Origin of the sequence: Shimia aestuarii (genome assembly GCF_900114635.1) — a bacterium.
Taxonomy (GTDB): Bacteria; Pseudomonadota; Alphaproteobacteria; order Rhodobacterales; family Rhodobacteraceae; genus Shimia; species Shimia aestuarii.
The window spans coordinates 51,997-74,758 of sequence record NZ_FOTQ01000002.1; the positions used below are offsets into that span (position 1 = coordinate 51,997).

The 22,762-nt window shown below is 59.5% G+C and carries 19 protein-coding genes and 1 tRNA gene; 10 read left to right on the plus strand and 10 right to left on the minus strand.

The annotated features are described in order from the left end of the window. Positions 1–110: 110 nt before the first annotated feature. The 6 genes from BMZ35_RS07965 to tgt all read right to left on the minus strand — a co-directional run bounded on the left by BMZ35_RS07965 (position 111) and on the right by tgt (position 8,400). Entirely contained in the window at positions 111–2,897 is a 2,787-nt protein-coding gene (locus tag BMZ35_RS07965) for a bifunctional aconitate hydratase 2/2-methylisocitrate dehydratase (RefSeq protein ID WP_093092778.1), read from the minus strand. A 317-nt stretch (positions 2,898–3,214) separates the two neighbouring features. Beyond that, positions 3,215–3,289 (minus strand) — tRNA-Val (locus BMZ35_RS07970). A gap of 19 nt (positions 3,290–3,308) precedes the next feature. Beyond that, the gene (locus BMZ35_RS07975) at positions 3,309–3,752 is read right to left on the minus strand and encodes an HU family DNA-binding protein (RefSeq protein ID WP_165610030.1); all 444 of its coding nucleotides are present in this window, start codon (positions 3,750–3,752) and stop codon (positions 3,309–3,311) included. Positions 3,753–3,936: 184 nt separating this feature from the next. Continuing rightward, complete coding sequence (lon, locus tag BMZ35_RS07980; protein ID WP_093092780.1) at positions 3,937–6,339, minus strand: endopeptidase La; 2,403 nt, start codon at positions 6,337–6,339, stop codon at positions 3,937–3,939. A gap of 543 nt (positions 6,340–6,882) precedes the next feature. After that, on the minus strand, positions 6,883–7,086 hold the full coding sequence (locus BMZ35_RS07985) for a hypothetical protein (protein WP_093092782.1): 204 nt from the start codon (positions 7,084–7,086) through the stop codon (positions 6,883–6,885). 183 nt (positions 7,087–7,269) lie between these two features. Continuing rightward, positions 7,270–8,400 (minus strand): tRNA guanosine(34) transglycosylase Tgt, encoded by a 1,131-nt coding sequence (gene tgt, locus BMZ35_RS07990; protein WP_093093306.1) that lies wholly within the window; start codon positions 8,398–8,400, stop codon positions 7,270–7,272. A gap of 24 nt (positions 8,401–8,424) precedes the next feature. Between tgt and BMZ35_RS07995 the strand changes: the two genes are divergently transcribed. From BMZ35_RS07995 to BMZ35_RS08035, 9 genes are all read left to right on the plus strand, one after another. After that, complete coding sequence (locus BMZ35_RS07995; protein ID WP_131814344.1) at positions 8,425–9,744, plus strand: MFS transporter; 1,320 nt, start codon at positions 8,425–8,427, stop codon at positions 9,742–9,744. 131 nt (positions 9,745–9,875) lie between these two features. Next, positions 9,876–10,769 carry an SPFH domain-containing protein gene (locus tag BMZ35_RS08000; RefSeq protein WP_093092786.1) on the plus strand — a complete coding sequence of 298 codons (894 nt, stop codon included), beginning with the start codon at positions 9,876–9,878 and terminating at the stop codon, positions 10,767–10,769. Continuing rightward, positions 10,766–11,041, plus strand: coding sequence for an NfeD family protein (locus tag BMZ35_RS08005; protein ID WP_093092788.1), 276 nt, complete (start codon positions 10,766–10,768; stop codon positions 11,039–11,041). The genes BMZ35_RS08000 and BMZ35_RS08005 overlap by 4 nt, the downstream gene beginning before the upstream one ends. An 85-nt stretch (positions 11,042–11,126) precedes the next feature. Then, positions 11,127–12,569, plus strand: a complete 1,443-nt coding sequence (gene rimK, locus BMZ35_RS08010; protein WP_093092790.1) for a 30S ribosomal protein S6--L-glutamate ligase — start codon at positions 11,127–11,129, stop codon at positions 12,567–12,569. A gap of 123 nt (positions 12,570–12,692) precedes the next feature. Continuing rightward, on the plus strand, positions 12,693–13,055 hold the full coding sequence (locus tag BMZ35_RS08015) for an SUF system Fe-S cluster assembly protein (RefSeq protein ID WP_093092792.1): 363 nt from the start codon (positions 12,693–12,695) through the stop codon (positions 13,053–13,055). A 104-nt stretch (positions 13,056–13,159) separates the two neighbouring features. After that, positions 13,160–14,368: a glycerophosphodiester phosphodiesterase family protein gene (locus BMZ35_RS08020; RefSeq protein WP_093092794.1), complete on the plus strand. Its 1,209-nt coding sequence runs from the start codon at positions 13,160–13,162 to the stop codon at positions 14,366–14,368. A gap of 103 nt (positions 14,369–14,471) precedes the next feature. Continuing rightward, entirely contained in the window at positions 14,472–14,882 is a 411-nt protein-coding gene (locus BMZ35_RS08025; protein WP_093092796.1) for a HesB/IscA family protein, read from the plus strand. Between the two features lie 72 nt (positions 14,883–14,954). Next, entirely contained in the window at positions 14,955–15,704 is a 750-nt protein-coding gene (gene tpiA, locus BMZ35_RS08030) for a triose-phosphate isomerase (protein ID WP_093093308.1), read from the plus strand. Between the two features lie 94 nt (positions 15,705–15,798). Next, complete coding sequence (locus BMZ35_RS08035; protein ID WP_093092798.1) at positions 15,799–16,227, plus strand: GFA family protein; 429 nt, start codon at positions 15,799–15,801, stop codon at positions 16,225–16,227. Between the two features lie 142 nt (positions 16,228–16,369). Here the strand turns inward: BMZ35_RS08035 and BMZ35_RS08040 are convergent, their stop codons facing one another. From BMZ35_RS08040 to BMZ35_RS08050, 3 genes are all read right to left on the minus strand, one after another. Next, positions 16,370–17,749: a TRAP transporter large permease gene (locus BMZ35_RS08040; protein ID WP_093092800.1), complete on the minus strand. Its 1,380-nt coding sequence runs from the start codon at positions 17,747–17,749 to the stop codon at positions 16,370–16,372. After that, a complete protein-coding gene (locus BMZ35_RS08045) occupies positions 17,749–18,414 on the minus strand; it encodes a TRAP transporter small permease (RefSeq protein ID WP_093092802.1) in 666 nt (221 codons plus the stop codon). The genes BMZ35_RS08040 and BMZ35_RS08045 overlap by 1 nt, the downstream gene beginning before the upstream one ends. Before the next feature lie 163 nt (positions 18,415–18,577). Next, positions 18,578–19,582 (minus strand): DctP family TRAP transporter solute-binding subunit, encoded by a 1,005-nt coding sequence (locus BMZ35_RS08050; RefSeq protein WP_093092804.1) that lies wholly within the window; start codon positions 19,580–19,582, stop codon positions 18,578–18,580. A 359-nt stretch (positions 19,583–19,941) separates the two neighbouring features. On the opposite strand from BMZ35_RS08050, the gene BMZ35_RS08055 reads away from it, so the two are divergent. Next, positions 19,942–21,024, plus strand: a complete 1,083-nt coding sequence (locus BMZ35_RS08055; RefSeq protein WP_165610031.1) for a fatty acid desaturase — start codon at positions 19,942–19,944, stop codon at positions 21,022–21,024. Here the strand turns inward: BMZ35_RS08055 and BMZ35_RS08060 are convergent. Continuing rightward, entirely contained in the window at positions 21,014–22,645 is a 1,632-nt protein-coding gene (locus BMZ35_RS08060) for a L,D-transpeptidase family protein (protein WP_242654739.1), read from the minus strand. The genes BMZ35_RS08055 and BMZ35_RS08060 overlap by 11 nt on opposite strands. Between the last annotated feature and the right edge of the window lie 117 nt (positions 22,646–22,762).

The window sequence follows — 22,762 nt, forward strand, 5'->3', positions numbered from 1 at the left end:
GTCTTCTCCGGCACCTGAACGACGCGCCTGTTATCGAAGGAAAAGGGCGCCACCCATGTGCCGCCCTTCCCGAACTTGTTCTTCCCGGCGCAATGGCGCCGGAACACGCCTTAGAAGTGCACCGAACGCGCGCCTGCGGGTTTTTCCATCGGCGGCGCGAACTTGGTCAGGTCAATGCCTTCAACGGCCTGCTTGTATTCGTCCAGCGTCGGTGTACGGCCAAGAATGGCCGACAGCACCACAACCGGGGTCGAGGCCAGAAGCGATTCACCTTTCTTGTCCGGCAGGTCCGCAACAACACGGCCCTGGAACAGGCGGGTCGAGGTGGCCAGAACGGTGTCGCCCTTTTCGGCCTTTTCCTGGTTGCCCATGCAGAGGCTACAGCCGGGCCGCTCGAGATAGAGAATGTTCTCATACTCGGTGCGGGCTTTGCTCTTGGGCATCAGGTCGTCGAACTCGAAGCCCGAGTACTTCTGCAGGATGTCCCAGTCGCCCTCTTCCTTGAGCTCGTCGATGATGTTGTAGGTCGGAGCGGCCACAACCAGCGGTGCCTTGAACTCGACACTGCCCTGGGCTTTCTCGATGTTCTTCAGCATCTGGGCAACGATCTTGATGTCCCCCTTGTGCACCATGCACGAGCCGACGAAGCCGAGATCGACCTGCTTGTCGCCTCCATAGAAGGATACCGGGCGAATGGTGTCGTGGGTATAACGCTTGGACACGTCGGCGTTGTTCACGTCGGGGTCGGCGATCATCGGCTCGTCAATGACGTCCAGATCAACCACAACTTCGGCGAAGTACTTGGCGTTGTCATCCGGAGTCAGCGCAGGCTTTTCACCCGACTTGATTTCCGCAATGCGCTTGTCCGCCTTTTCGATCAGACCTTTCAGGGTCTGGGCTTCGTTGTCCATGCCCTTGTCGATCATGATCTGGATGCGCGACTTGGCCAGTTCGAGCGAACCGATCAGCGTGTCATCATTCGAGATACAGATCGAGGCTTTCGCCTTCATCTCTGCGGTCCAGTCAGTGAAGGTAAAGGCCTGGTCCGCCAGCAGTGTGCCGATATGAACTTCGATCACGCGGCCCTGGAACACGTTGTCGCCATGCTGCTTGAGCATCTGCGCCTGCGTGGCATGCACAACATCACGGAAATCCATGTGGTCCTTCATGGTGCCCTTGAAAGTCACCTTGACCGATTCCGGGATCGGCATGGTGGCTTCGCCGGTGGCCAGCGCCAGAGCAACGGTGCCCGAGTCGGCTCCAAAGGCAACGCCCTTGGACATACGGGTGTGGCTGTCGCCGCCGATGATGATGTCCCAATCCGACACGGTCAGGTCGTTCAGAACCTTGTGGATCACGTCGGTCATCGAGTGATATTGGTCCTTGGGGTCACGTGCGGTGATCAGGCCGAACTTGTTCATGAACGCCATCAGCTTGGGCGTGTTGGCCTGTGCCTTGAGATCCCAGACCGACGCGGTGTGACAGCCAGACTGATACGCGCCATCAACCGACGGCGAGATCACGGTGGCCGCCATCGCTTCGAGTTCCTGCGACGTCATCAGGCCGGTGGTGTCCTGCGAGCCCACGATGTTGACCTTCACGCGAACATCCGAACCGGCGTGCAGGGTCTTGCCCGGGGTCACGCCACGTGCGTTCTTGTTGAAGATCTTTTCAACAGCGGTCAGGCCCTGCCCTTCATGGCTGATCTCTTTGGACGGCGCGAAAGCCGACTTGAGCTCCTGACCAAGGGTTTCGGCGGCAAATGTCTGCAGCTTCTTACCAAAGACCACGGCATAAGAGCCGCCAGCCTTCATGAATTCGACCTTCTGCGGCGTGAAGGCCGCCGACACGTCAACCAGCTCGGTGTCGCCTTCGTAAAGCTTCTTGGTCTTGGTGTTGATGGTCAGAACCTTGCCGGTTTCCACCGAATAGGCCTGTTCCAGAACCGGATCGCCGTTCTCGTCCATCACCACATTGCCGTCTGCGTCGGTTTTCTTGACCCAGTTCTTGAGGTCGATACCGATACCACCGGTCACGCCAACCGTGGTCAGGAAGATCGGCGAGATGCCGTTGGTGCCAGCCACGATCGGGGCATAGTTCACGAAAGGCACATAGGGGCTGGCCTGCTTGCCGGTCCACAGTGCGACGTTGTTGATGCCCGACATGCGCGACGAGCCAACGCCCATCGTGCCTTTTTCAGCGATCAGCATCACGTGCTTGTCCGGATGCTGCGTTTTCAGCGCTTCGATCTCGGCCTGCGCGGTCTCGGAGATAAAGCACTTGCCGTGCAGCTCGCGGTCCGAACGCGAATGCGCCTCGGCACCCGGCGACAGCAGGTCGGTCGAGATATCACCTTCGGCTGCGATATAGGTCACAACCTTGATCTCTTCATCAATCTCTGGAAGCTCGGTGAAGAACTCTGCCTTGGCATAGCTTTCCAGAATGTCGGTGGCGACGGCATTGCCCGCCTTATGCGCGTCCGACAGACGGTCCATATCGGCTTCGTAGAGGAACACCTGTGTCTTCAGAACATCGGCGGCCTGCGCAGCAATCGCCGCGTCGTCACCAAGGGCCAGATCAAGCAGAACTTCGATCGACGGGCCACCTTTCATGTGCGACAGCAGCTCGAACGCGAATTCCGGGGTGATCTCCGCAACCACGGCGTCGCCCAGAATGATTTCTTTCAGAAAGGCCGCCTTTTCGCCTGCAGCACTCGTGGTGCCGGGCAGCGTGTTGTAGATGAAGAAGTTGAGCGACGCTGCGCGGTGCTCATTGGCTTCATCCTTGATCTGGGCCACGAGCTCTTTGACAAGCGCGCCGTCATCAATCGGCTTCGGGTGCAGTCCCTGCTCTTTGCGGGCATCAATTTCTTTAAGGTAGTCAGTATACAAGCTCATGGCGTTCCCAGCGATTTTGAGTTGGCTTTTGCGAGAGCGCCGGGGCAGAGATTCCCCCCCAAATCCCGGCACTCACTGTATTTGTATGCCGCGGTATACTAAAAGGGGGCGCGTTGCAAGTCCGATGACCCCGGCCTTGATGTCCCACCTGATGTCCGGACACTCTCGATCAATGTGCTTAGTAAGCTATTAAGCGGCATTTGGCATGCCCATTAAACGCCAAAAAGGTGTGAGAAAACGTCCCATCTTCCAGTATGGCCATTTGCAAAAAAGAAAACGGGCGCTCAACCTTTTCAGGGAGCGCCCGCTTCAAAGAATGGTGGGTGATAAGAGATTTGAACTCCTGACATCTTCGATGTGAACGAAGCGCTCTACCACTGAGCTAATCACCCGATGACGGGCTGTTTAGCGTTACTCCGCTGCGTCCGCAAGAGGGTCGGACGCACTTTCTTGGACGGCATCTAGGGATGCATTGTCCTTGCGCCGCACCCGCGTGATCAGAACTTTTCCACCGGAAATTTCCTTTTGTTTGTGCACTTTGACCTTGCCCAACGGCTGCAGGTTCAACGGGCGTCCATCAGCAAGCGCCTCGCCCAGAACCGCAAGCATCGCTTCGATCGTCGGTTTCGCAAAGCGTTTCTTGATTCCGGAACGATCCACCACGGCCTCGATAAGCTCTTTCTTCTTGAGCTCTGCCCCGGCAACAACGACCGTCGGCTCAGAAGCGACCACGGTTGCGTCTGGCGCGGCCTTGGGGGCCGTCGTCGCCTTCTTCGCACGGCTCGTGGTGCTGCGGGTTGTTTTCTTGGCGGTTGCCGGTTTGCGAGTCGTGCTCGACTTGCGAGTGGTGGCCATGGGTGCCTCTGATCTATTGCTTCGTTTGTTGCTCGATTGGAAACAGCCTATCAGTGTGCCGCTGACAAAGCCACCCTAGCCCGCAAAATCTTGCCAAGATGGTAACAAGAGCCACAATATGTGCGCAAAGAAAAGGCGTGCACCAATCCCTTGATGCACGCCTCTCCATGATTTCATATTCGGATCAATGCGCCGTCGCGCCAGCCCCCTTGTCCGATGCCATTGCGGCGGCGGCGGCTTCCTCGGCGGCTTCGTCCCATTCCACCGGCTCCGGCGCTTCGACCAATGCCAGCTTCAGAACTTCGGAGACATGCGTGACGGGAATGATCTTGAGACCGTCCTTCACGTTGTCCGGGATATCGGCCAGATCCTTTTCGTTTTCTTCCGGGATCAGCACCGTCTTGATACCCCCACGTAGCGCCGCCAGCAGTTTCTCTTTCAGGCCGCCAATTGGCATCGCGTTGCCGCGCAGGGACACCTCGCCCGTCATCGCAATATCCTTGCGTACCGGAATGCCGGTCAGCACCGATACAATCGACGTCACCATGGCAAGTCCTGCCGAGGGGCCATCCTTGGGCGTCGCGCCATCGGGCACGTGCACGTGGATATCGATCTTGTCGAACATCGGCGGCTTCACCCCGATCTGCGGGCTGATCGAACGCACATAGGAAGACGCCGCATCAATCGACTCTTTCATGACGTCTCCCAGCTTACCGGTGGTCTTCATCCGCCCCTTTCCGGGCAGTTTCAGCGCCTCGATATGAAGCAGATCGCCGCCGACGCTGGTCCAGGCCAGCCCGGTGACAACGCCCACCTGATCGGACTGTTCAGCCAGACCATAGCGGAACTTCTTCACGCCCAGGAAGTCGTCGAGGTTCTCCTCGGTCACGACCACCTTGTCGACATCGCCTCGCACGATCTGTGTCACCGCCTTGCGGGTCAGTTTCGCAATCTCGCGCTCAAGGTTCCGCACCCCGGCTTCGCGGGTATAGCGGCGGATCATTTCCGTCAGCGCGCCGTCGGTCAGCTCGAACTCACCTTTCTTGAGGCCATGGTTCTTGACCTGCTTGTCCAGCAGATGCTGCTTGGCGATCTCGAGTTTTTCATCCTCGGTGTAACCGGCCAGCGAAATGATCTCCATCCGGTCCAAAAGCGGGCCCGGCATGTTGTAGCTGTTCGCCGTGGTCAGGAACATCACGTTCGACAGGTCGTATTCCACCTCAAGGTAGTGGTCCACGAACGTGCCGTTCTGTTCCGGGTCCAGCACCTCAAGCATGGCCGAGGCCGGATCGCCACGGAAGTCCTGCCCCATCTTGTCGATCTCGTCGAGCAGGATGAGAGGGTTTGTGGTCTTGGCCTTTTTCAGCGCCTGAATGATCTTGCCGGGCATCGAGCCGATATAGGTCCGGCGGTGGCCGCGAATTTCGCTTTCGTCCCGCACACCACCAAGGCTGATGCGGATGAACTCGCGCCCCGTCGCCTTGGCCACGGATTTGCCCAGCGAGGTCTTACCCACGCCCGGAGGGCCGACAAGGCAAAGGATCGGGCCCTTGAGCTTGGCCGAGCGCTGCTGCACCGCGAGGTATTCGACGATGCGTTCCTTGACCTTCTCCAGACCATAATGATCCGCATCCAGCACGCCCTGCGCCTTGTTCAGGTCCTTCTTGACCCGGCCTTTCTTGCCCCACGGAATGCTCAGCATCCAGTCGAGGTAGTTGCGCACAACCGTGGCCTCGGCGCTCATCGGCGACATGTTCTTGAGCTTTTTCAGCTCGGCATCGGCCTTTTCCCTGGCTTCCTTGGAAAGCTTGGTCTTGGCGATCTTTTCTTCAAGCTCGGCAATTTCGCCTTCGCCCTCTTCGCCGTCGCCAAGCTCCTTCTGAATGGCCTTCATCTGCTCATTCAGATAATACTCGCGCTGGGTCTTCTCCATCTGGGACTTGACCCGCGTCTTGATCTTTTTCTCGACCTGCAGAACGCTCATTTCGCCCTGCATCAGGCCATAGACCTTCTCCAGACGCTCGCTCACCGAAAGCGTTTCCAGAAGCTCCTGCTTCTGCGCCACTTCGATGCCGAGATGCCCGGCCACAAGGTCGGCCAGCCGTGCAGGCTCGGTGGTCTCGGCCACGGCACTCAGCGCCTCTTCCGGGATATTCTTCTTGACCTTCGCGTAACGCTCAAACTCGTCTGCCACCGTGCGCAGCAGTGCTTCGATCGTGGCCGCATCCCCCGGAAGTTCCGACAGGTATTCAGCCCGCGCCTCAAAATAGGACTCGTTTTCGATGAATTCGGTGATCTGCACGCGGCTCTGCCCCTCGACGAGAACCTTCACCGTGCCGTCGGGCAACTTCAAAAGCTGCAGCACATTGGCCAGAACGCCCGAGGTATAGATGCTTTCGGCGTCCGGATCGTCTTCGCTGGGGTCAATCTGGCTCGACAGCAGGATCTGCTTGTCGTCACCCATGACCTCTTCCAACGCCCGCACCGATTTTTCGCGCCCTACGAAAAGCGGCACGATCATGTGCGGAAATACCACGATATCCCGCAAAGGCAGGACCGGGTAGGAAGTGTTGAGAGGCTCTTGCATGCTCTGTCCTTGTTCTTGGCAAAACGGCACTGGTCCCGCTTGGCGGCAACCCATGGGCCGTTTCCGTTTCCTGGTAATCAAAGCTGGGGTGGCGAAGCCTGTTTTTCAACCGCACCACTGCTCTGACAAACCGTGCCAACAAACATACTGGCCCCGTCAGGCGCTGCAAGGCACGATTGCGCCGAATTGCACATGTCGCGCCCGCCGTGCTTGTCAAACATGACTGTCTCCAATTGATGACACGCGCTCTCCCCAAGGGGATGTCAAAACGCTCACCGTCGTCATTCCTGCGCTTTCACAATTGGTTGAAAACTCCGCTGTTCGCAGAATTGGGCACCGTCCTGCCACGTGTGCGTTCGATCCGGCGAACCATGCCACCGAGACCTGGTGATGTCTGGAACAGCGCAGAGGATCTCAAGGCACGGCGCCACACCATTCACGTTACAGCGCGGCAGACTGACCTGACCATCACGATTCGCGCAGCGAGTCGCCAAAGCGCCGGCCATGAATGCCTCTCGCCACCTACTCCGAACGCATCGCAATCTAATCTGCGTTCCGCTCCCGGGCTTCACGTCTGGCCCAATAGACTGCCAATGCCACGGCCAGCACGCCAAAGACGAAGAAGATCATACTGGTGCCCTGAACACCCATCCAGGAAGTGATCGCCATCACGACAAAGAAGAAAGCCGAACAGATGATCATGCGGAACTTCATTTCCCGCGCCGAAGTCTTTCGGAATATCGCCATTGTGGCCTCCTGCTATCCTGATCGCCGGGACAGGTTATTCCCTTGATTTGGTCCTGTCATGCTCCGTTCAGACTCTCTTTGGGGTTTATGCCGAAGTCTCCAACGCTCAGGCAGGCCATCGGCCCTGAAACACGTTGGTCCGATCAATCAGTCCAAGTGGGGATTGCGCTCCTGCGGCCAGAGTTACAGTGGCTCAATATCGCCTTGCGCCCGCTGCGCATGGAAGTCCGCTTCCCAACTGTCAAAAGTACCAGCAGCGATCGCAGCCCGCATCCCAGCCATGATTTCCTGAAAATAATGCAGGTTATGCCAAGTCAGCAGCATCCCCGAGATCATCTCGTTGGCCCGAAACACATGATGCAGGTAGGCGCGCGAATAATTGGCACAGGCCGGACAGGTGCAGGCCGCATCCAAGGGGCGCGGATCATCGGCATGGCGCGCATTCTTGATGTTGACCACTCCGTGCCGCGTGAACACCTGTCCCGTGCGCCCGGAACGGGACGGCAGTACGCAATCCATCATGTCGATTCCGCGTTTGACTGCGCCGACAATGTCGTCGGGCTTGCCCACCCCCATCAGGTAGCGCGGCTTGTCTTCGGGCAAAAAACCGGGCGCATAATCGAGACAGTCGAACATGGCCGCCTGCCCTTCCCCAACGGCCAGACCACCCACTGCATAGCCCTCGAAGCCGATCGCCTTGAGCGCCTCCGCACTTTCTTCGCGCAGGTCTTTTTCAAGACCACCCTGCATGATCCCGAAGAGTGCGTGCCCCGGTCGATCCCCAAAGGCCTCCCGCGAGCGTTCCGCCCAGCGCATTGACAGGCGCATCGAGTCCGCGATGCGATCCCGGTCGGCAGGCAATGCAGGACATTCGTCAAAGCACATGACGATGTCGCTACCCAAAAGCCGCTGGATCTCCATCGAACGTTCCGGAGTCAGTTCGTGCTTGGACCCGTCGATATGCGATTTGAAGGTCACGCCCTTCTCCGTGAGCTTGCGCAACCCCGCCAGCGACATCACCTGAAAGCCCCCGGAATCGGTGAGGATCGGACGCTCCCAGTTCATGAACTTGTGCAGCCCCCCAAGCCGGTCGATCCGTTCGGCCGTAGGGCGCAGCATCAGGTGATAGGTGTTTCCCAACAAGATATCCGCCCCGGTTGCCCGCACACTTTCAGGCATCATCGCCTTGACCGTCGCCGCTGTGCCCACAGGCATGAAAGCCGGGGTGCGCACTTCGCCACGGGGCGTGGAGATCACACCGGTTCGGGCCTTGCCATCGGTGGCCTTGAGTTCAAAGGAGATCTTGACCGACATCGCGTTCCCGCCCTGCATCTTTCGTTGATCGCAGCCTTTTGCGCCAATTGCCGTCTTTTGCCAAGCCCGACTGCCGCCAAATTCATGCTGCCTTCGGGCGCGAACCTCCCTGCCCCATGGCATTCGCTGGACATCTTGGATAATGATTTCGCCATGATTTCCTCGCTCCGTTTCTCAGTGTTTGCCATCTTCCTGCTGTGGACGTCAGGGCTGGCGGCCGCGGCGCAGTTTGCAAAGATCGCAGTCCCTTTCGACATCCTTCAGGCAACGACCTATCCGCAGGCGGGCAACGCCGCTGGGTGGCTCTTGACCCTGATCAGCGCGCTTGGGGCCGTCTTGGGTATGGTCGCGGGAACTCTGGTCGGACAAATTGGCAGCATGCGCATACTCGTTGCATCCTTGGCTCTGGGAGCGGCCTGTTCGGTCTGGCAGGCGACCTTGCCTTCCCTTCCGGTCATGATGTTGTCGCGTCTGATCGAAGGTCTTTCCCATCTGGGCATCGTCGTAGCAGCACCAACCCTCATCGCCGAGCTCAGCCCCGACCGAATACGTGGGGCGGCACTGTCGCTCTGGAGCACGTTCTTTGGTGTCAGTTTTGCCCTAACAGCATGGTTTGGCTTGCCACTAGTTCAGTCAGCCGGAATCGAGGCGCTGTTTTTGGTGCACTCTGCGATCATGGCAATGCTCGCCATTGGCCTGTTCCTGATCCTGAGGCGCGTCGTTCCCCAGGCGGGGATCCGTCCATCGCTGTCTCTGCGCCGCATCGTGCGGGAGCACGCACAATCCTATGGCTCCCCCTATATCTCCGCCGCCTCGCTTGGATGGATCTTCTATACGCTCACCTTTGTCTCGCTCCTGACCTTGTTGCCGCCACTCCTGCCTTACGAGACGCGTGCGACAATCACGGGCGCAATGCCGCTGGCAAGCATCACCGTGTCGCTTCTGTGTGTCCCCTTGCTGCTCACGCGGATCGCAGCCGCCCATCTGGTTTCACTCGGCTTCTTGCTTGCCGTGCTGGTGTTGGCCCTTTTGCCACTTGGCGTACCGGTCGGGGCGGTGGCCATTGCCCTCTTTGCCATGCTTGGTCTGGTACAGGGGGCAACGTTTGCCTCTGTTCCCCAGTTGAACGCCTCTTTGGAAACCCGTGCTCTTGCCAATGGAACGCTCGCCCAAATGGGCAATATCGGAAATCTTTTCGGAACACCGATCCTGCTGGCCGTCTTGATCCAAGGCGGCGCCCCCCTCGCCTTCACCTGCATCGCCATCATTTATGCTTTGGGTGCAGCGGTTCACGCATATCTTGGCCTGATCCGTCGCAGGCAGGGCAGAACTCAAGGCCCCTGAACCTGCCATGGGTCATGCTGGCCTTTTCAGAAAACACGAGACAGTCAGACCATTTCGCGCCATACCGGCTTGAAGATGATGGCCTCATCCCTCATTTGCCTAGTGGCGTGTACGACAGTGGAGAGCAACTTATGTCCGAAGACCTTTTCCTTGACCTTCTGTCCGGCAATCTCGTTCTGATCCTCGGGGCTGTTTTCCTCATCCTGATCGTTCTCAAGGGCGTGAAGATCGTGCCGCAATCCGAAAAATTCGTGATCGAACGCTTTGGACGCCTTCACGCGGTGCTTGGGCCGGGCATCAACTTTATCGTTCCATTTCTGGATGTTGCACGTCACAAAATTTCGATTCTCGAACGCCAGCTGCCCACGATGAGCCAGGACGCGATCACCTCGGACAACGTGCTCCTGCAGGTGGACACTTCGGTCTTCTACCGCATCATCCAACCGGAAAAGACGGTTTACCGTATCCGCGACGTGGACGCGGCAATTGCTACCACCGTTGCCGGGATCGTGCGGGCCGAGATTGGCAAGATGGAACTGGACGAGGTACAATCGAACCGCGCGCAGCTGACCTCTGCCATCAAAGCCTCTGTCGAAGACGCCGTGGATGACTGGGGGATCGAGGTGACGCGCTCGGAAATCCTTGATGTCAATCTCGACGCCGCCACCCGCGAAGCGATGCTGCAACAGCTGAACGCCGAACGCGCCCGGCGCGCACAAGTCACCGAGGCCGAAGGCTCCAAGCGCGCAGTGGAACTCAATGCCGATGCCCAACTTTATGCCGCCGAACAGATTGCCAAGGCCCGTCGCATTCAGGCCGACGCAGAAGCCTATGCAACCGAGGTTGTGGCCAAGGCGATCCGTGAAAACGGCATCGAGGCCGCGCAATACCAGGTTGCCCTGAAACAGGTCGAGGCACTGAACAGCCTTGGTGCCGGACAGGGGCAGCAAACCATCATTGTTCCCGCACAGGCGCTTGAAGCGTTTGGCGACGCGTTCAAAATGCTGAAGGGAACCGGCAAATGAGTGAACTCCTGTCAACATGGTGGGTGTGGCTGGCCTTTGCGCTGGTACTCGCGATTCTCGAAGTCCTCGTGCCGGGCTTTGTATTCCTGGGTTTTGCCATCGCAGCGGCGATTGTCGGCCTCATGGTGTTGGGGCCTGCGTCCCTGTTGTCCCTTCCCACGCTGATCCTGATTTTTGCCGCGCTTTCGCTTGCCTCATGGCTGCTGCTACGCCGCTTTTTTGCGCTACCAAAAGGGCAGGTCAAAACCTTCGATCACGATATCAACGATTGAACCGGACATTCCCGCACGACAAAGCCTATAAAGGGAACTCGCCCCGCATGGGGTGATTCTGCCTGTCAGCCAAGGAAACCGTTTGATGAGCGATACCGATCAAAGCCAGTACGACCCGGAAGCCCCCACTGCCGACGGCGGCAGCCAGATATTGCGCTTTGGCTGGGAGGAATGGGTCGGCCTGCCGGATCTCGGCTTGCCCGCGCTCAAGTGCAAGGTCGATACCGGCGCACGCACCTCTTCCCTGCACGCCTTTGACATTGAGACATTTGGTCCCAAGAACGCGCCGAAAGTCCGTTTTGCCGTGCACCCCATTCCGGGGCGCGACGATCTCGTGATCCCCTGTTCAGCCGATATCATTGACCGGCGCACCGTCACATCCTCCAATGGCGAAAGCGAAGAGCGCTACGTGATCAGCTCGACCCTCGTCGTCGGCCACGAAGCCTGGCCGATCGAACTGACCTTGACGAACCGCCTGGGCATGGCCAGCCACATGCTTTTGGGCCGCGAGGCGCTGCGCGATCACATCTCGATTGTTGCCACGGACCGGTTCTGTCAGCCGGAACTGAGCTACGACGTCTACCATTCCACCTCCATGCGCAAAGACGCCCCCAAACGCGCCTTGCGCATCGCGGTACTTTCGCGTGAAGACAACTACTCTACCCGCCGCCTCGTGGAAGAAGGGGAAAAGCGGGGCCATTCCGTCGAGGTGATCGACACCACCCGATGTTACATGGCGATCAACTCCAAGAACCCCGAAGTGCATTACGACGGCAAACGTCTGCCCCGCTATGACGCCGTGATCCCGCGTATCGGTGCGTCGATCACGCCCTATGGCACAGCGGTGATCCGTCAGTTCGAGACCATCGGAACCTATTGCGTGAACGGCTCTGCAGGCATCACGGCCAGTCGGGACAAGCTGCACGCCCATCAGGTACTGTCACGCCACCGCATCGACATGCCGGTCACTGCCTTCGCCAACTCGCCCAAGGACACGCGCAACCTGATCGACCTCGTCGGGTCCGCCCCGCTGATCGTCAAGCTTCTGGAAAGCACTCAGGGCAAAGGGGTCGTGTTGGCCGAAACCAAGAAGGCCGCCGAATCCGTGATCTCCGCGTTCCGGGGTCTCAAGGCCAACTTCCTTGTACAGCAATTCGTCAAGGAAGCGGCAGGCGAAGACCTGCGCTGTCTCGTGATCGGCAACAAGGTTGTCGGCGCCATGCTGCGCACCGGGGCCGAGGGCGATTTCCGCTCGAACCTGCATCAGGGCGGCACCGCGCGCGCCGCGCGCATCTCCAAGGCCGAACGCGACGCCGCGCTCAAGGCGGCCAAGGCGTTTGGACTGAACCTTGCCGGGGTCGACCTGCTGCGCAGCTCCGAAGGACCCAAAGTGCTCGAGGTGAACTCGTCCCCCGGGTTGGAGGGCATCGAGAAAGCGACCAAGCGCAACCAGGTGGAAAAACTCTACGAAGAGATCGAGCTGCGCGTCCGCCCCGCCCCGGTGCGCCGCCGCAAGACCGCCAAATGACTGCGAGCAGATCTCGCCCGGAATACGCACAAGGGTGTCATCGGCAAAATGCCTCGTTTCGACCTCTGGACCTCGCCCGGCATATTCCCTATATGAACACTCAGGAATGACGCAGGACATGACATGACCCAGGCACCAGACCCCGTAGAAGGCACCCCCCTGATTGCCCCCTCCAGCACGGATCACCCCCTGCACGAGCAGGCGGTCGAAGCCTGTCGGAGCGTCTATGACCCTGAAATTCCGGTCAATATCTATGACCTTGGGCTTGTCTACACGATCGAGATTTCCGAAGAAAACGATGTGCACATCATCATGACCCTCACCGCGCCGGGTTGTCCGGTGGCGGGCGAAATGCCCGGCTGGGTTCAGGAAGCCGTGGCTGGCGTGGCCGGCGTGCGCAACGTCACGGTTGAACTGGTCTGGTCGCCCCCGTGGGGCATGGAGATGATGTCCGATGAAGCCCGGCTTGAACTCGGCTTCATGTAAAACCGTTACCCAAGCATCATCATTCCTTTACCGGGCTGCCAAAGCCCTGTCATATTGGCACGACAAGACACGGACATTATTCCAACTTATGGGAGTGTCCGCAGATGTTGCGCACTATTCTTCTCACTGGCCTTGCCATCGCCCCGATCCCGGCGCTTGCCGCCGAGGTCGAACTGGGCCCCCGCCCCTATTACCTGATTGACCAGATGCAGGACGGCCCGCTGAAACAGCGGCTGGAATCCTGCAAGGACATGACGATGAAGCCGCACCCCTTTTCCATCGGACACCGCGGCGCGCCGCTGATGTTCCCCGAACACACCGTCGAATCCAACCGTGCGGCGGCCCGCATGGGGGCCGGCATTCTCGAATGCGATGTAACCTTCACCAAGGACAAGGAACTGGTCTGCCGTCACGCCCAGAACGACCTGCACACCACCACCAACATCCTTGCCACCGAACTGGCCGACAAATGCACCGCAGGCTTCTCGCCAGCCAACGGCGACAGCAAGGCCAGCGCCGAATGCCGCACCTCGGATATTACCTTGGCCGAGTTTCGCAGCCTGAACGGCAAGATGGACGCCGCCGACAAATCGGCCACCACCGTCACGGCCTACCTTGACGGCACAGCTGGCTGGCGCACCGATCTTTACGCCACCAAAGGCACGCTGATGACCCACGCGGAATCGATCGCCCTGTTCCGAGATCTCGGCGCCAAATTCACGCCCGAACTGAAAAGCCCCTCGGTCGAAATGCCTTTCGATGGCTTCACCCAGGCCGACTATGCCCAGAAGCTGATCGACGAATACAAGGCCGCAGGCGTTCCGGCCACGGATGTCTGGGCTCAATCGTTCAACCTTGAAGACGTCCTATACTGGGTTGAAAACGAACCAGAATTCGGAAAACAGGCCGTCTTTCTTGACGCGTCCTACAACATCGATGGCTTCAATCCCAACGATGCTGCAACCTTCCCGTATGACTTTGCCGACCTCAAGGCCAAGGGTGTCAACTACATCGCTCCGCCAATGTGGATGCTGGTCGCCGTCGAAAATGACAGGATTGTCCGCTCGGCCTATGCAAAGGCCGCCAACGACGCCGGTCTCAAGCTGATCACCTGGACCCTTGAACGCTCCGGTCCGCTCGCCAATGGCGGTGGCTGGTACTTCCAGTCGATCAAGGATGTGACCGGCAATGACGCGATGTATTTCGAGCTTCTGCACGTGCTGGCGCAGGACGTTGGTATCAAAGGCATGTTCTCGGACTGGCCCGCGACCGTCACCTACTACGCCAACTGCCTCCTGTCCGACGCGTCCTGATCCGACACATCAATCCCATGCCCCGCCGCATTTTCGGCGGGGCGACCTTGATACCCCCGCAATCCTGACCTATTTTGTCGTGGAAACGCGAGGAAATAACCCCATGTTCGGTATCCACGAAAAACAGGCCGTCACCATCACCCCGGCCGCCGCTGCGCAAATCCGCAAGCTGATGGACAAGGACGGCCATGCCGGCCTGCGCATCGGTGTGAAAAAGGGCGGCTGTGCGGGCATGGAATACACCATGGACTACGTTAACGAGACCGACCCGCATGACGAGGTGGTCGAACAGGACGGCGCCCGCGTGATGATCGCCCCCATGGCCCAGATGTTTCTTTTCGGGACCGAGATCGACTACCACGTATCCCTGCTGGAATCCGGCTTCAAGTTCAACAACCCGAACGTTGCCGATGCCTGCGGTTGCGGCGAATCGATCAAGTTCAAGGACATCGACGAACTGGCCGGGGAACAGGCCACCGAACAGGCCACGGGCGCCCCGCCCCGTCTGGGCTGATCCACCCCCTTGACCTCGTTCACATCAACACTCAAAACCGTTCAAACGATATTTGAATGATGAGGGTTGAACATGCGTCGCAAACTGGCCGCCGGGAACTGGAAAATGAACGGTCTGGGCGATGCCCTCGTCGAATTGCGCACCTTGGCCGACGCTCCCGCGCCAAACGAGACTGACATCCTGATCTGCCCCCCGGCGACGCTTCTCTCCCGCGCTGCCGACGCTGTCCGCCACAGCGCCGTTGCCCTCGGTGGACAGGATTGCCACGCCAATGGGTCGGGCGCGCATACCGGCGAGATTTCCGCCGAAATGCTGCGCGACGCCGGAGCCAGCGCGGTGATCCTCGGCCATTCCGAACGCCGCGAAGACCACGACGAACATGACGAAGACGTGCGCGCCAAGGCCCGCGCTGCCTGGGCCGCCGGTCTGACCGCGATTGTGTGCATGGGCGAAAGCCTTGCCCAACGCGAGGCCGACAACACGCTCGACATCATCGGCGGCCAGTTGGCCGGGTCGATCCCGGATAACGCAACCGGCGAAAACCTGGTTGTGGCTTATGAACCGATCTGGGCCATTGGCACGGGCCGGGTTCCGACGATCGCCCAGATTGGCGAAGTGCATGATTTCATCCGCGCCCGCCTCGAACGCCGCTTCGGCCCAGGCGTGGGTCGCTCCGTGCGCCTGCTCTATGGCGGTTCGGTCAAGCCGGAAAATGCCTCCGAAATCTTCTCGGTCCCGAATGTCGACGGCGCCCTCGTGGGCGGCGCCAGCCTCAAGTCCGCCGATTTCCGCGCCATCATTGACGCGCTCTCCGCCGCCTGACCCCCAATAGGTCGTTTTTTTCCCGTTTCCGTCCCGCCCGGACATGCGCCGGGCCTCGACTTTCCGCAGGCTGTTGCCGACCACCGGGGGAAACATGACAACAAACGGACATTGCCTGTGCGGGCAAACCCGCTGGGAGTTTGACGGCGACGCGACTTGGTCCTGCTATTGCCATTGCGACGACTGCCGTCGCAATTGTGCGGCCCCGGTCGTCGCCTGGATCGGCGTTCCGCTTTGTCAGTTCCGCTGGACCGGCGCGGCGCCCAAAACGCGGCAAAGCTCTCCTGGCGTCTACCGCCACTTCTGCGCTTCCTGCGGCTCACCGATGGCATTCGAAGCCGACCACTACGCTGGCGGCATGCATCTCTACGCGGCCTCTCTGGAAGACCCCGAGCACTTCTCCCCGACATTCCATGTCAATGTCCAAAGCAAACTGCCCTGGCTGGAGATCTCGGACAGCTTGCCGATATACGAAGGCACCCTCCTCCACGCCCCCAAGGATCTTGGTGAGCTTTCTCGCTGACCTGCCATTTCCTTTTGCCAGAAATATCCCGGGGGAGTCGTCGTTTGCGACGACGGGGGCAGCGCCCCCTCCCACCTCCACAACAAAAAAAACGGCCCCCGCAAATCTGCCGGGGCCGCTTCCTTTTCTCTCGTCACCAACGCTAGTTGGTTATGATCTCTGGTCCCATGAACGTGTTGGGCAGGAAGGTCGAGATCGCCGGTATATAGGTCACCATGATCAGGAACACGAAGAGCACGGCGAGGAACGGCAGCGCGGCGCGCACAACCCCCATCATCGGCATTCCCGCAACCCCCGAGGTCACGAACAGGTTGAGCCCCACAGGTGGCGTGATCATCCCGATCTCCATGTTCACCACCATGATGATACCCAGGTGGATCGGGTCGATGCCCAGCTGGATCGCGATCGGGAACACCAGCGGCGCCACGATCACAAGGAGGCCCGACGGCTCCATGAACTGACCACCGATCAACAGGATGACGTTGACCACGATCAGGAACATCACCGGACCAAAGCCCGCGCTCAGCATCGCACCGGCGATGTGCTGCGGCACCTGCTGTTCGGTCAGAACATGCTTGAGGATCAGCGCGTTCGCGATCACGAACAACAGCGTCACGGTCAGCTTGCCCGCCTCGAACAGCGTGTGCTTGGTATCGCCATGGAAGAAGGCCGTGATCAGCGCGTAAGGCTTGCGCAGCAGGCTCGACTTCTCACCACCATTGGCCTCTTCCGAGAGTGGTCCCATGTCCTTGTAGATGAAGGATGCGATCAGGAAGGAATAGACGGCGGCCACGGCGGCGGCTTCAGTTGGGGTAAAGATCCCCCCGTAGATCCCACCAAGGATGATCACGATCAGGAACAGACCCCAGCCGGCCTCGCGGCCCGCGGTAAAGATCTCGCCCCAGCCCAGCCAGTCACCCTTGGGCAGGTTCTTGACCTTGGCCATGACATAAATCGTCACCATCAGCATGACACCGGCCATCAGGCCCGGAATGACCCCGGCAAGGAACATCCGCCCCACCGACACTTCGACGGCGGCGGCGTAAACCACCATCACGATCGACGGCGGGATCAGGATGCCCAGCGTACCCGCGTTACAGATCACACCGGCGGCGAATTCCTTGGAATAGCCCACCTGCCGCATGCCCGCGATCACGATCGACCCGATCGCCACAACGGTTGCCGGAGACGACCCCGACAGGGCCGCGAACATCATACAGGCAAACACACCCGCAATCGCCAGACCGCCCGGAAGATGGCCCACACAGGCAATCGAGAACCGGATGATGCGGCGCGCCACGCCCCCGGTCGTCATGAAAGACGACGCAAGGATGAAGAACGGGATCGCAAGAAGGGTGAAATGCCCTTCAAAGGCTTCGAACAGGGTCCCCGCAACCGACGCCAGCGTCGCGTCCGAGAACAACAGCAAGAACATGATCGAGCTCAGACCAAGGGAAACCGCAATCGGAACCCCGATCAGCAAGAGGCCGATCACCATCGCAAACAAGAGAACCACTTCCATCAGTCATGCTCCCCTTGCTGAGCGCGTACTTCTTCAATCTCGTCTTCCACCTCATGACTTGCCACCAGACGGTCGGTCTCACCGCGCCAGATCTGAAGGGCCGCCTGGAAAAAGCGGAAGGTCAAAAGGAACATCGACACCGGCAACACGAGATACGGCACCACCTTGGGCAGCTTCTCGTATTCCTCGCCATAGTTGATCCAGTCTTCAAGGAAGCTCAGGAATCCGACCATCGGCACGTCCTGCACTTCGTAGAAGGACTGGCTGCGGAACTTGTCCTCGAACCCGGTCGGGAACCAGCGCCCGGAGGTCGGCGGCAAGTCGGCAAAGACGGCCCAGTAATCATAGGCACCCTTGAGGAGCAACATCGAGAAGACGAGGCAGCATGCCACCGAGATCATCCCCATGATGCGCGCCACGCCCGGCGACACCATGTTCAGAATGGCGTCCACCCCAAGGTGGCTGTGTTTCTTGACCGCATAAGAGGCACCCAAGAGCACCAGCCAGCCGAACATGAACACTGTAAGTTCCAGCGCCCAGAGAATATTAGAGTTGAACCCGAAGCGGGCAATGACGTTGGCGAAGGTCACCGCTGTCATGAGCCCGAGGAGTATCGCGATCAGCGTCTCCTCGATCCGGTCCACAAAGCTATGTTTGTGATGCATTGTTCCCGTGTCCCGTGGTTTTGGAGCAAATCGGCCCTTCCCTGTTCAGGCAGGGTCATTCGGGGCCTGATTTCACTCTCTTGATACAAGTCGGGCGGACCATTCGCGGCCCGCCCGCCTCATTTTCACTGTCCCATGAAAATTTCCTGCAAGTCAGCGCGACTTACATCGCCGCGTTGATGGCCTGTGCCGCGTCGATGTTTTCCTGGCCTACGTCATCCGAGAACTTGTCCCAGACGGGCTTCATCACGTCGACCCATTCCTGACGTTGTTCTGCGGTCAGGCTGCGGATCGTGCCGCCGGCGTCGATGATCGACTGCTTGGCCGCGTTGTTTACGGCGGTCGACTCGGCGTTACGCACTTCGGTCACTTCCGACAGAATGGTCAGGAACTGGTCACGCACGTCGGGCTCCAGGCTGTCCAGCCAGTCAACAGAGGTCACGACGAGATAGTCGATGATGCCGTGGTTGGTTTCGGTCACGCCGTCCTGAACTTCAAAGAACTTCTTGCCGTAGATGTTCGACCAGGTGTTCTCCTGTCCGTCCACAACGCCCTGCTGCAGCGCGCCGTACACTTCCGAGAAGGCCATTTTCTGGGGCGAACCACCGATGGCTTCCATCTGGGCAACCAGCACGTCCGACGACTGAACGCGGAACTTGAGACCGTTTGCATCCGACGGCGAAACCAGCGGCACGTTGGCCGACATCTGCTTCATGCCATTGTGCCAGTAGGCCAGACCCTGCAGGCCGCGGCGCTGCATGCTGTCCAGAAGGCCCTGACCTGCGTCCGACGCCTGGAAGGCATCAACCGCGTTCACGTCCTTGAACATGAAGGGCAGATCGAAGATGCGGAATTTCTTGGTGAACTTCTCGAATTTCGACAGCGACGGTGCGGCAAGCTGCACGTCGCCCTGCAACATGGCTTCGAGAACCTTGTTGTCGTTGTAAAGCGTCGAGTTCGGGAAGACTTCCATGCAGGCCTTGCCGTTCATCTCTTCATTCACGCGCTGTTCAAGCAGCGACGCGGCGATCCCCTTGGGGTGCTTGTCGGTGTTGGTCACGTGGCTGAACTTGATGACGATCTCGCCGTCATCACAGGCGGCCTGCGCGGCGGTTCCGGCGGTCACGGCCAGTGCGAGCGCCGTTGCGGCTGTGGTCAGAAATTTCATGTGGGCTCCTCCCCAGGTTTCTATTCAGTCCATGGTTTCCGCCCAATGGGGCGGCACACAAAAACAGTGACGCCTTCAACCGCGCGCCTCAACAGTTTGTTTGCACGGTGGGCGCGATGGTTATTTTTCAAGCGATTTCAAGGAAATGTGACAGAAAACTTACACAATCTAAAATGCGCATCTTTCCTTTCGTGCGAATTTCCGCACGGGGTCGCGGGAGTTTGTGCGAAAATCCGCACAAACCATGCACCCAGCGGCAGGCGGCCATGCGCCTGCGTCAACCTGCTTCGATTCGGCTTGTTGACCCGCCTTTCCTTGGCGATAGACTGCGCTCAACTTTTTCAGCGCATTGCACTCCCATGACCGAAACAACCACCCGCAACCGCATCTCCCCGCAATCGCGTCGCCACAATGACATGCGCCGCGAAGCCGTCCGGGCACATCCCGAGCTGGCCGATCTTTCGGGCACCCAGCCGCTCACGGTGCTGGCCCTGCCCGTTCTTCTGGCAATCCATTGGGGTATCGCGTGGCTGGTGTCGGGGCAAAGCATTCTCGTGATCGGCCTCACCGCCTTTCTCGTCGGGCAGATCGTCTATCACTCGGCAGCCTCACTGATCCACGAAACCTGCCACAAGCTGATCTTCCGCGCCCCCGCCGCCAAGCTCGGCTTCGATCTCGGGCTCGAATTCATCCTGACGACCTATGGCAAGCAGCTGGTCTACCAACATCAACACATCACGAGCCACCACCCCTTCATTGGCGACTATGCGCGGGATTATGAACACGAGGACCTCTGCGCCCTGCAAGCGCGCCAGTATATCGGGGAAACCTCGCCGGGGCTGCAGAAGATCCTCACCGGTCTTACCCTTTTCATCCACGCTCTGCCGCTGGGAACGCTGGTCCTGAATGACCTGATCCTGCCGCGCGTTTATGAATGGGCATCGGGCAAACCCCAGCACGACCCGGTCGAACGCTACACCGGCACCCGTCCCACCTCACGCGAAATGGCACCTTTCATTGCCGTGTCGATCCTTTCCAACGTTGTCATGCTTGTTGTTCTGGGTCCGTGGGCCCTGCTCTATCATCTCTGGACCGCGTCGTTCTTCCTAGGCAAGCTGGGCATCTCCAACCTTGGTCAATCGCTCTCGGAGCATCCCGGCATGGACATGGAGAACCCGACCCGCTCCACCTACGGCCCGATCAACTGGCTGTTGTTCAACACCGGCTATCACAACGAGCATCACAGCTTTCCCAACGTGCCATGGACCCGCCTGCCCGCCCTGCACAAAGGCGCGCCCGAGGTGTTCCATGCCGAGGCCGAGAAGTCCTATTTCGGCTGCTGGCTGGACCACGTGAAAGGCGATTTCACGCCTTCACGGGATCTCGAACTGCACCAGCATGACCAAAGCGCGCGCTGCGCCGGAAAGACGCTCAACGATTGAGCGCCTCAAGGACTGCTGTGTCACGTCCATACAGGTCCTCACGAAACTGCACCGTGCCCGCCTCGACCCACGCCGTCCAATAGGTCAGCAGCACTGGCACCGGGCGCGGCAGGTCGATGCGCGTGGTCTTTCCGCTGTCCAGAATCGCCTGCAAGCGCGCGCCGTTCCAATCCGGTGCTCCCTCCATCAGGAAATTGGCAAATTCGAAAGGATGCTCAAGACGCACACAGCCTGAACTCAGGTTGCGCTCATTGCGCTGGAACAGGGCCGGGTTGTCGGTGTCATGAAGATAGACCGCGTGCTTGTTGGGGAACATGAACTTGACCCGCCCCAGCGCATTCTTCGGCCCCGGCGTCTGCATCAGCGTCACCCCCGGATTGTCCGCCGCCCAATTTACCGTCTGCGCCGGGATCACCTGCCCCTCGGCATTCTTGACGACATAGCCACCGCGCTCCAGGTACCCCGGATCCTCCCGGATCCGCGCGAGCTTGTCCTTCAGGAAAATTGACCGGGGCACCGTCCATGTCGGATTGATCTCCATGTACTGGATATTGTCGCGGAACACCGGCGTCTGGCGGTATTGCGATCCTGTCACCGACCGCGTGGTCCACACATCGTCCCCCTTGATGTAATAGGTCCGCCCACCCGCGATATTGACCAGAACGTATTCCGCGCCAAGGTCACGCATGATCCAGCGCGCCCGTTCAAGGCTGAGCCGGATCTGGTCCACGCGCTCTGCGGCAGTGCGGTTGAGCGCTTGAAAGGTCTTCTCCCCGATCACCCCATCCGCCTCAAGCCCGTGACGCGCCTGAAAAACCTTCACATCCTCTTGCAGGTTCGCATCGTAAAGCCACGCCGCAGGCTCACCGGTTGCCGGGGCCTCAGGCAGGATTTGCCCGGCATTGAGCGCGGCTTCCGCCGCCAGCCGATAGCGCAGAGCTTCGACCGCCGCGGCCACGTCACCGGGTTTCAGAACATGTTCCGAGGGCACCCGCGGCCACCCCCCTGCGGCGGCAACTTCGCGATAGCGTGCCAGGGCCGTGACCAGGTCACGGTATTGCGCCGCGCCCAATGTGACCCGCGCCATCAGCGCACCAAACCCCTCATTGGCGAGATAGGCATTCACCACCTCTGCCGGATCCTGCTGCAGGACAAGGCGATCAAAGTTCCAGTCCTTGTCAAAGGCGGTTGGATCAACCTTGCCAAAAATCACAAAGCTCAAGAGACGCGCCGCCGCATCGCTGGCCAGAAATTCGTAGGCGGCGATGTCTTCCGGCGCGCCGCGCTCGCGCGCGCGCTCATGAAACGCCCGCAACTCGGCCAGTCGGAAATCCTGTTCCTGAAATCCCTGCGCAACTCCAAGCTCCAGTTCCCGAAACAGCGCTTCGGCCGCATCCGGCGCCATCCATGCCGGGGCAAACCCCCTCAGCGCATAAAACCTTGGTACGAACGCCTCGGTTTCGATTTCACGCTGCCCCGTTTCACTCTGCGCTGTACTGCCCAGCGCCAGCGCCATCGCCTCTATCTCGCGCTCCACAGGTCCAGCCATGGCCCCGCCGAATCCCATCACCGCGACAGAAACCAATACCGCCGCCGCCAGCCGCTTCACACCGGTTCTCATTATACCCTGCCCCTTCATGCCCATCCCGCGTTTTCATCGTTTTCACACACAATAGGCACGCAACACCCCTACGCCAAACATGGTTGCACAGGAAACGCACCAAGCGCCGCAAAAAGT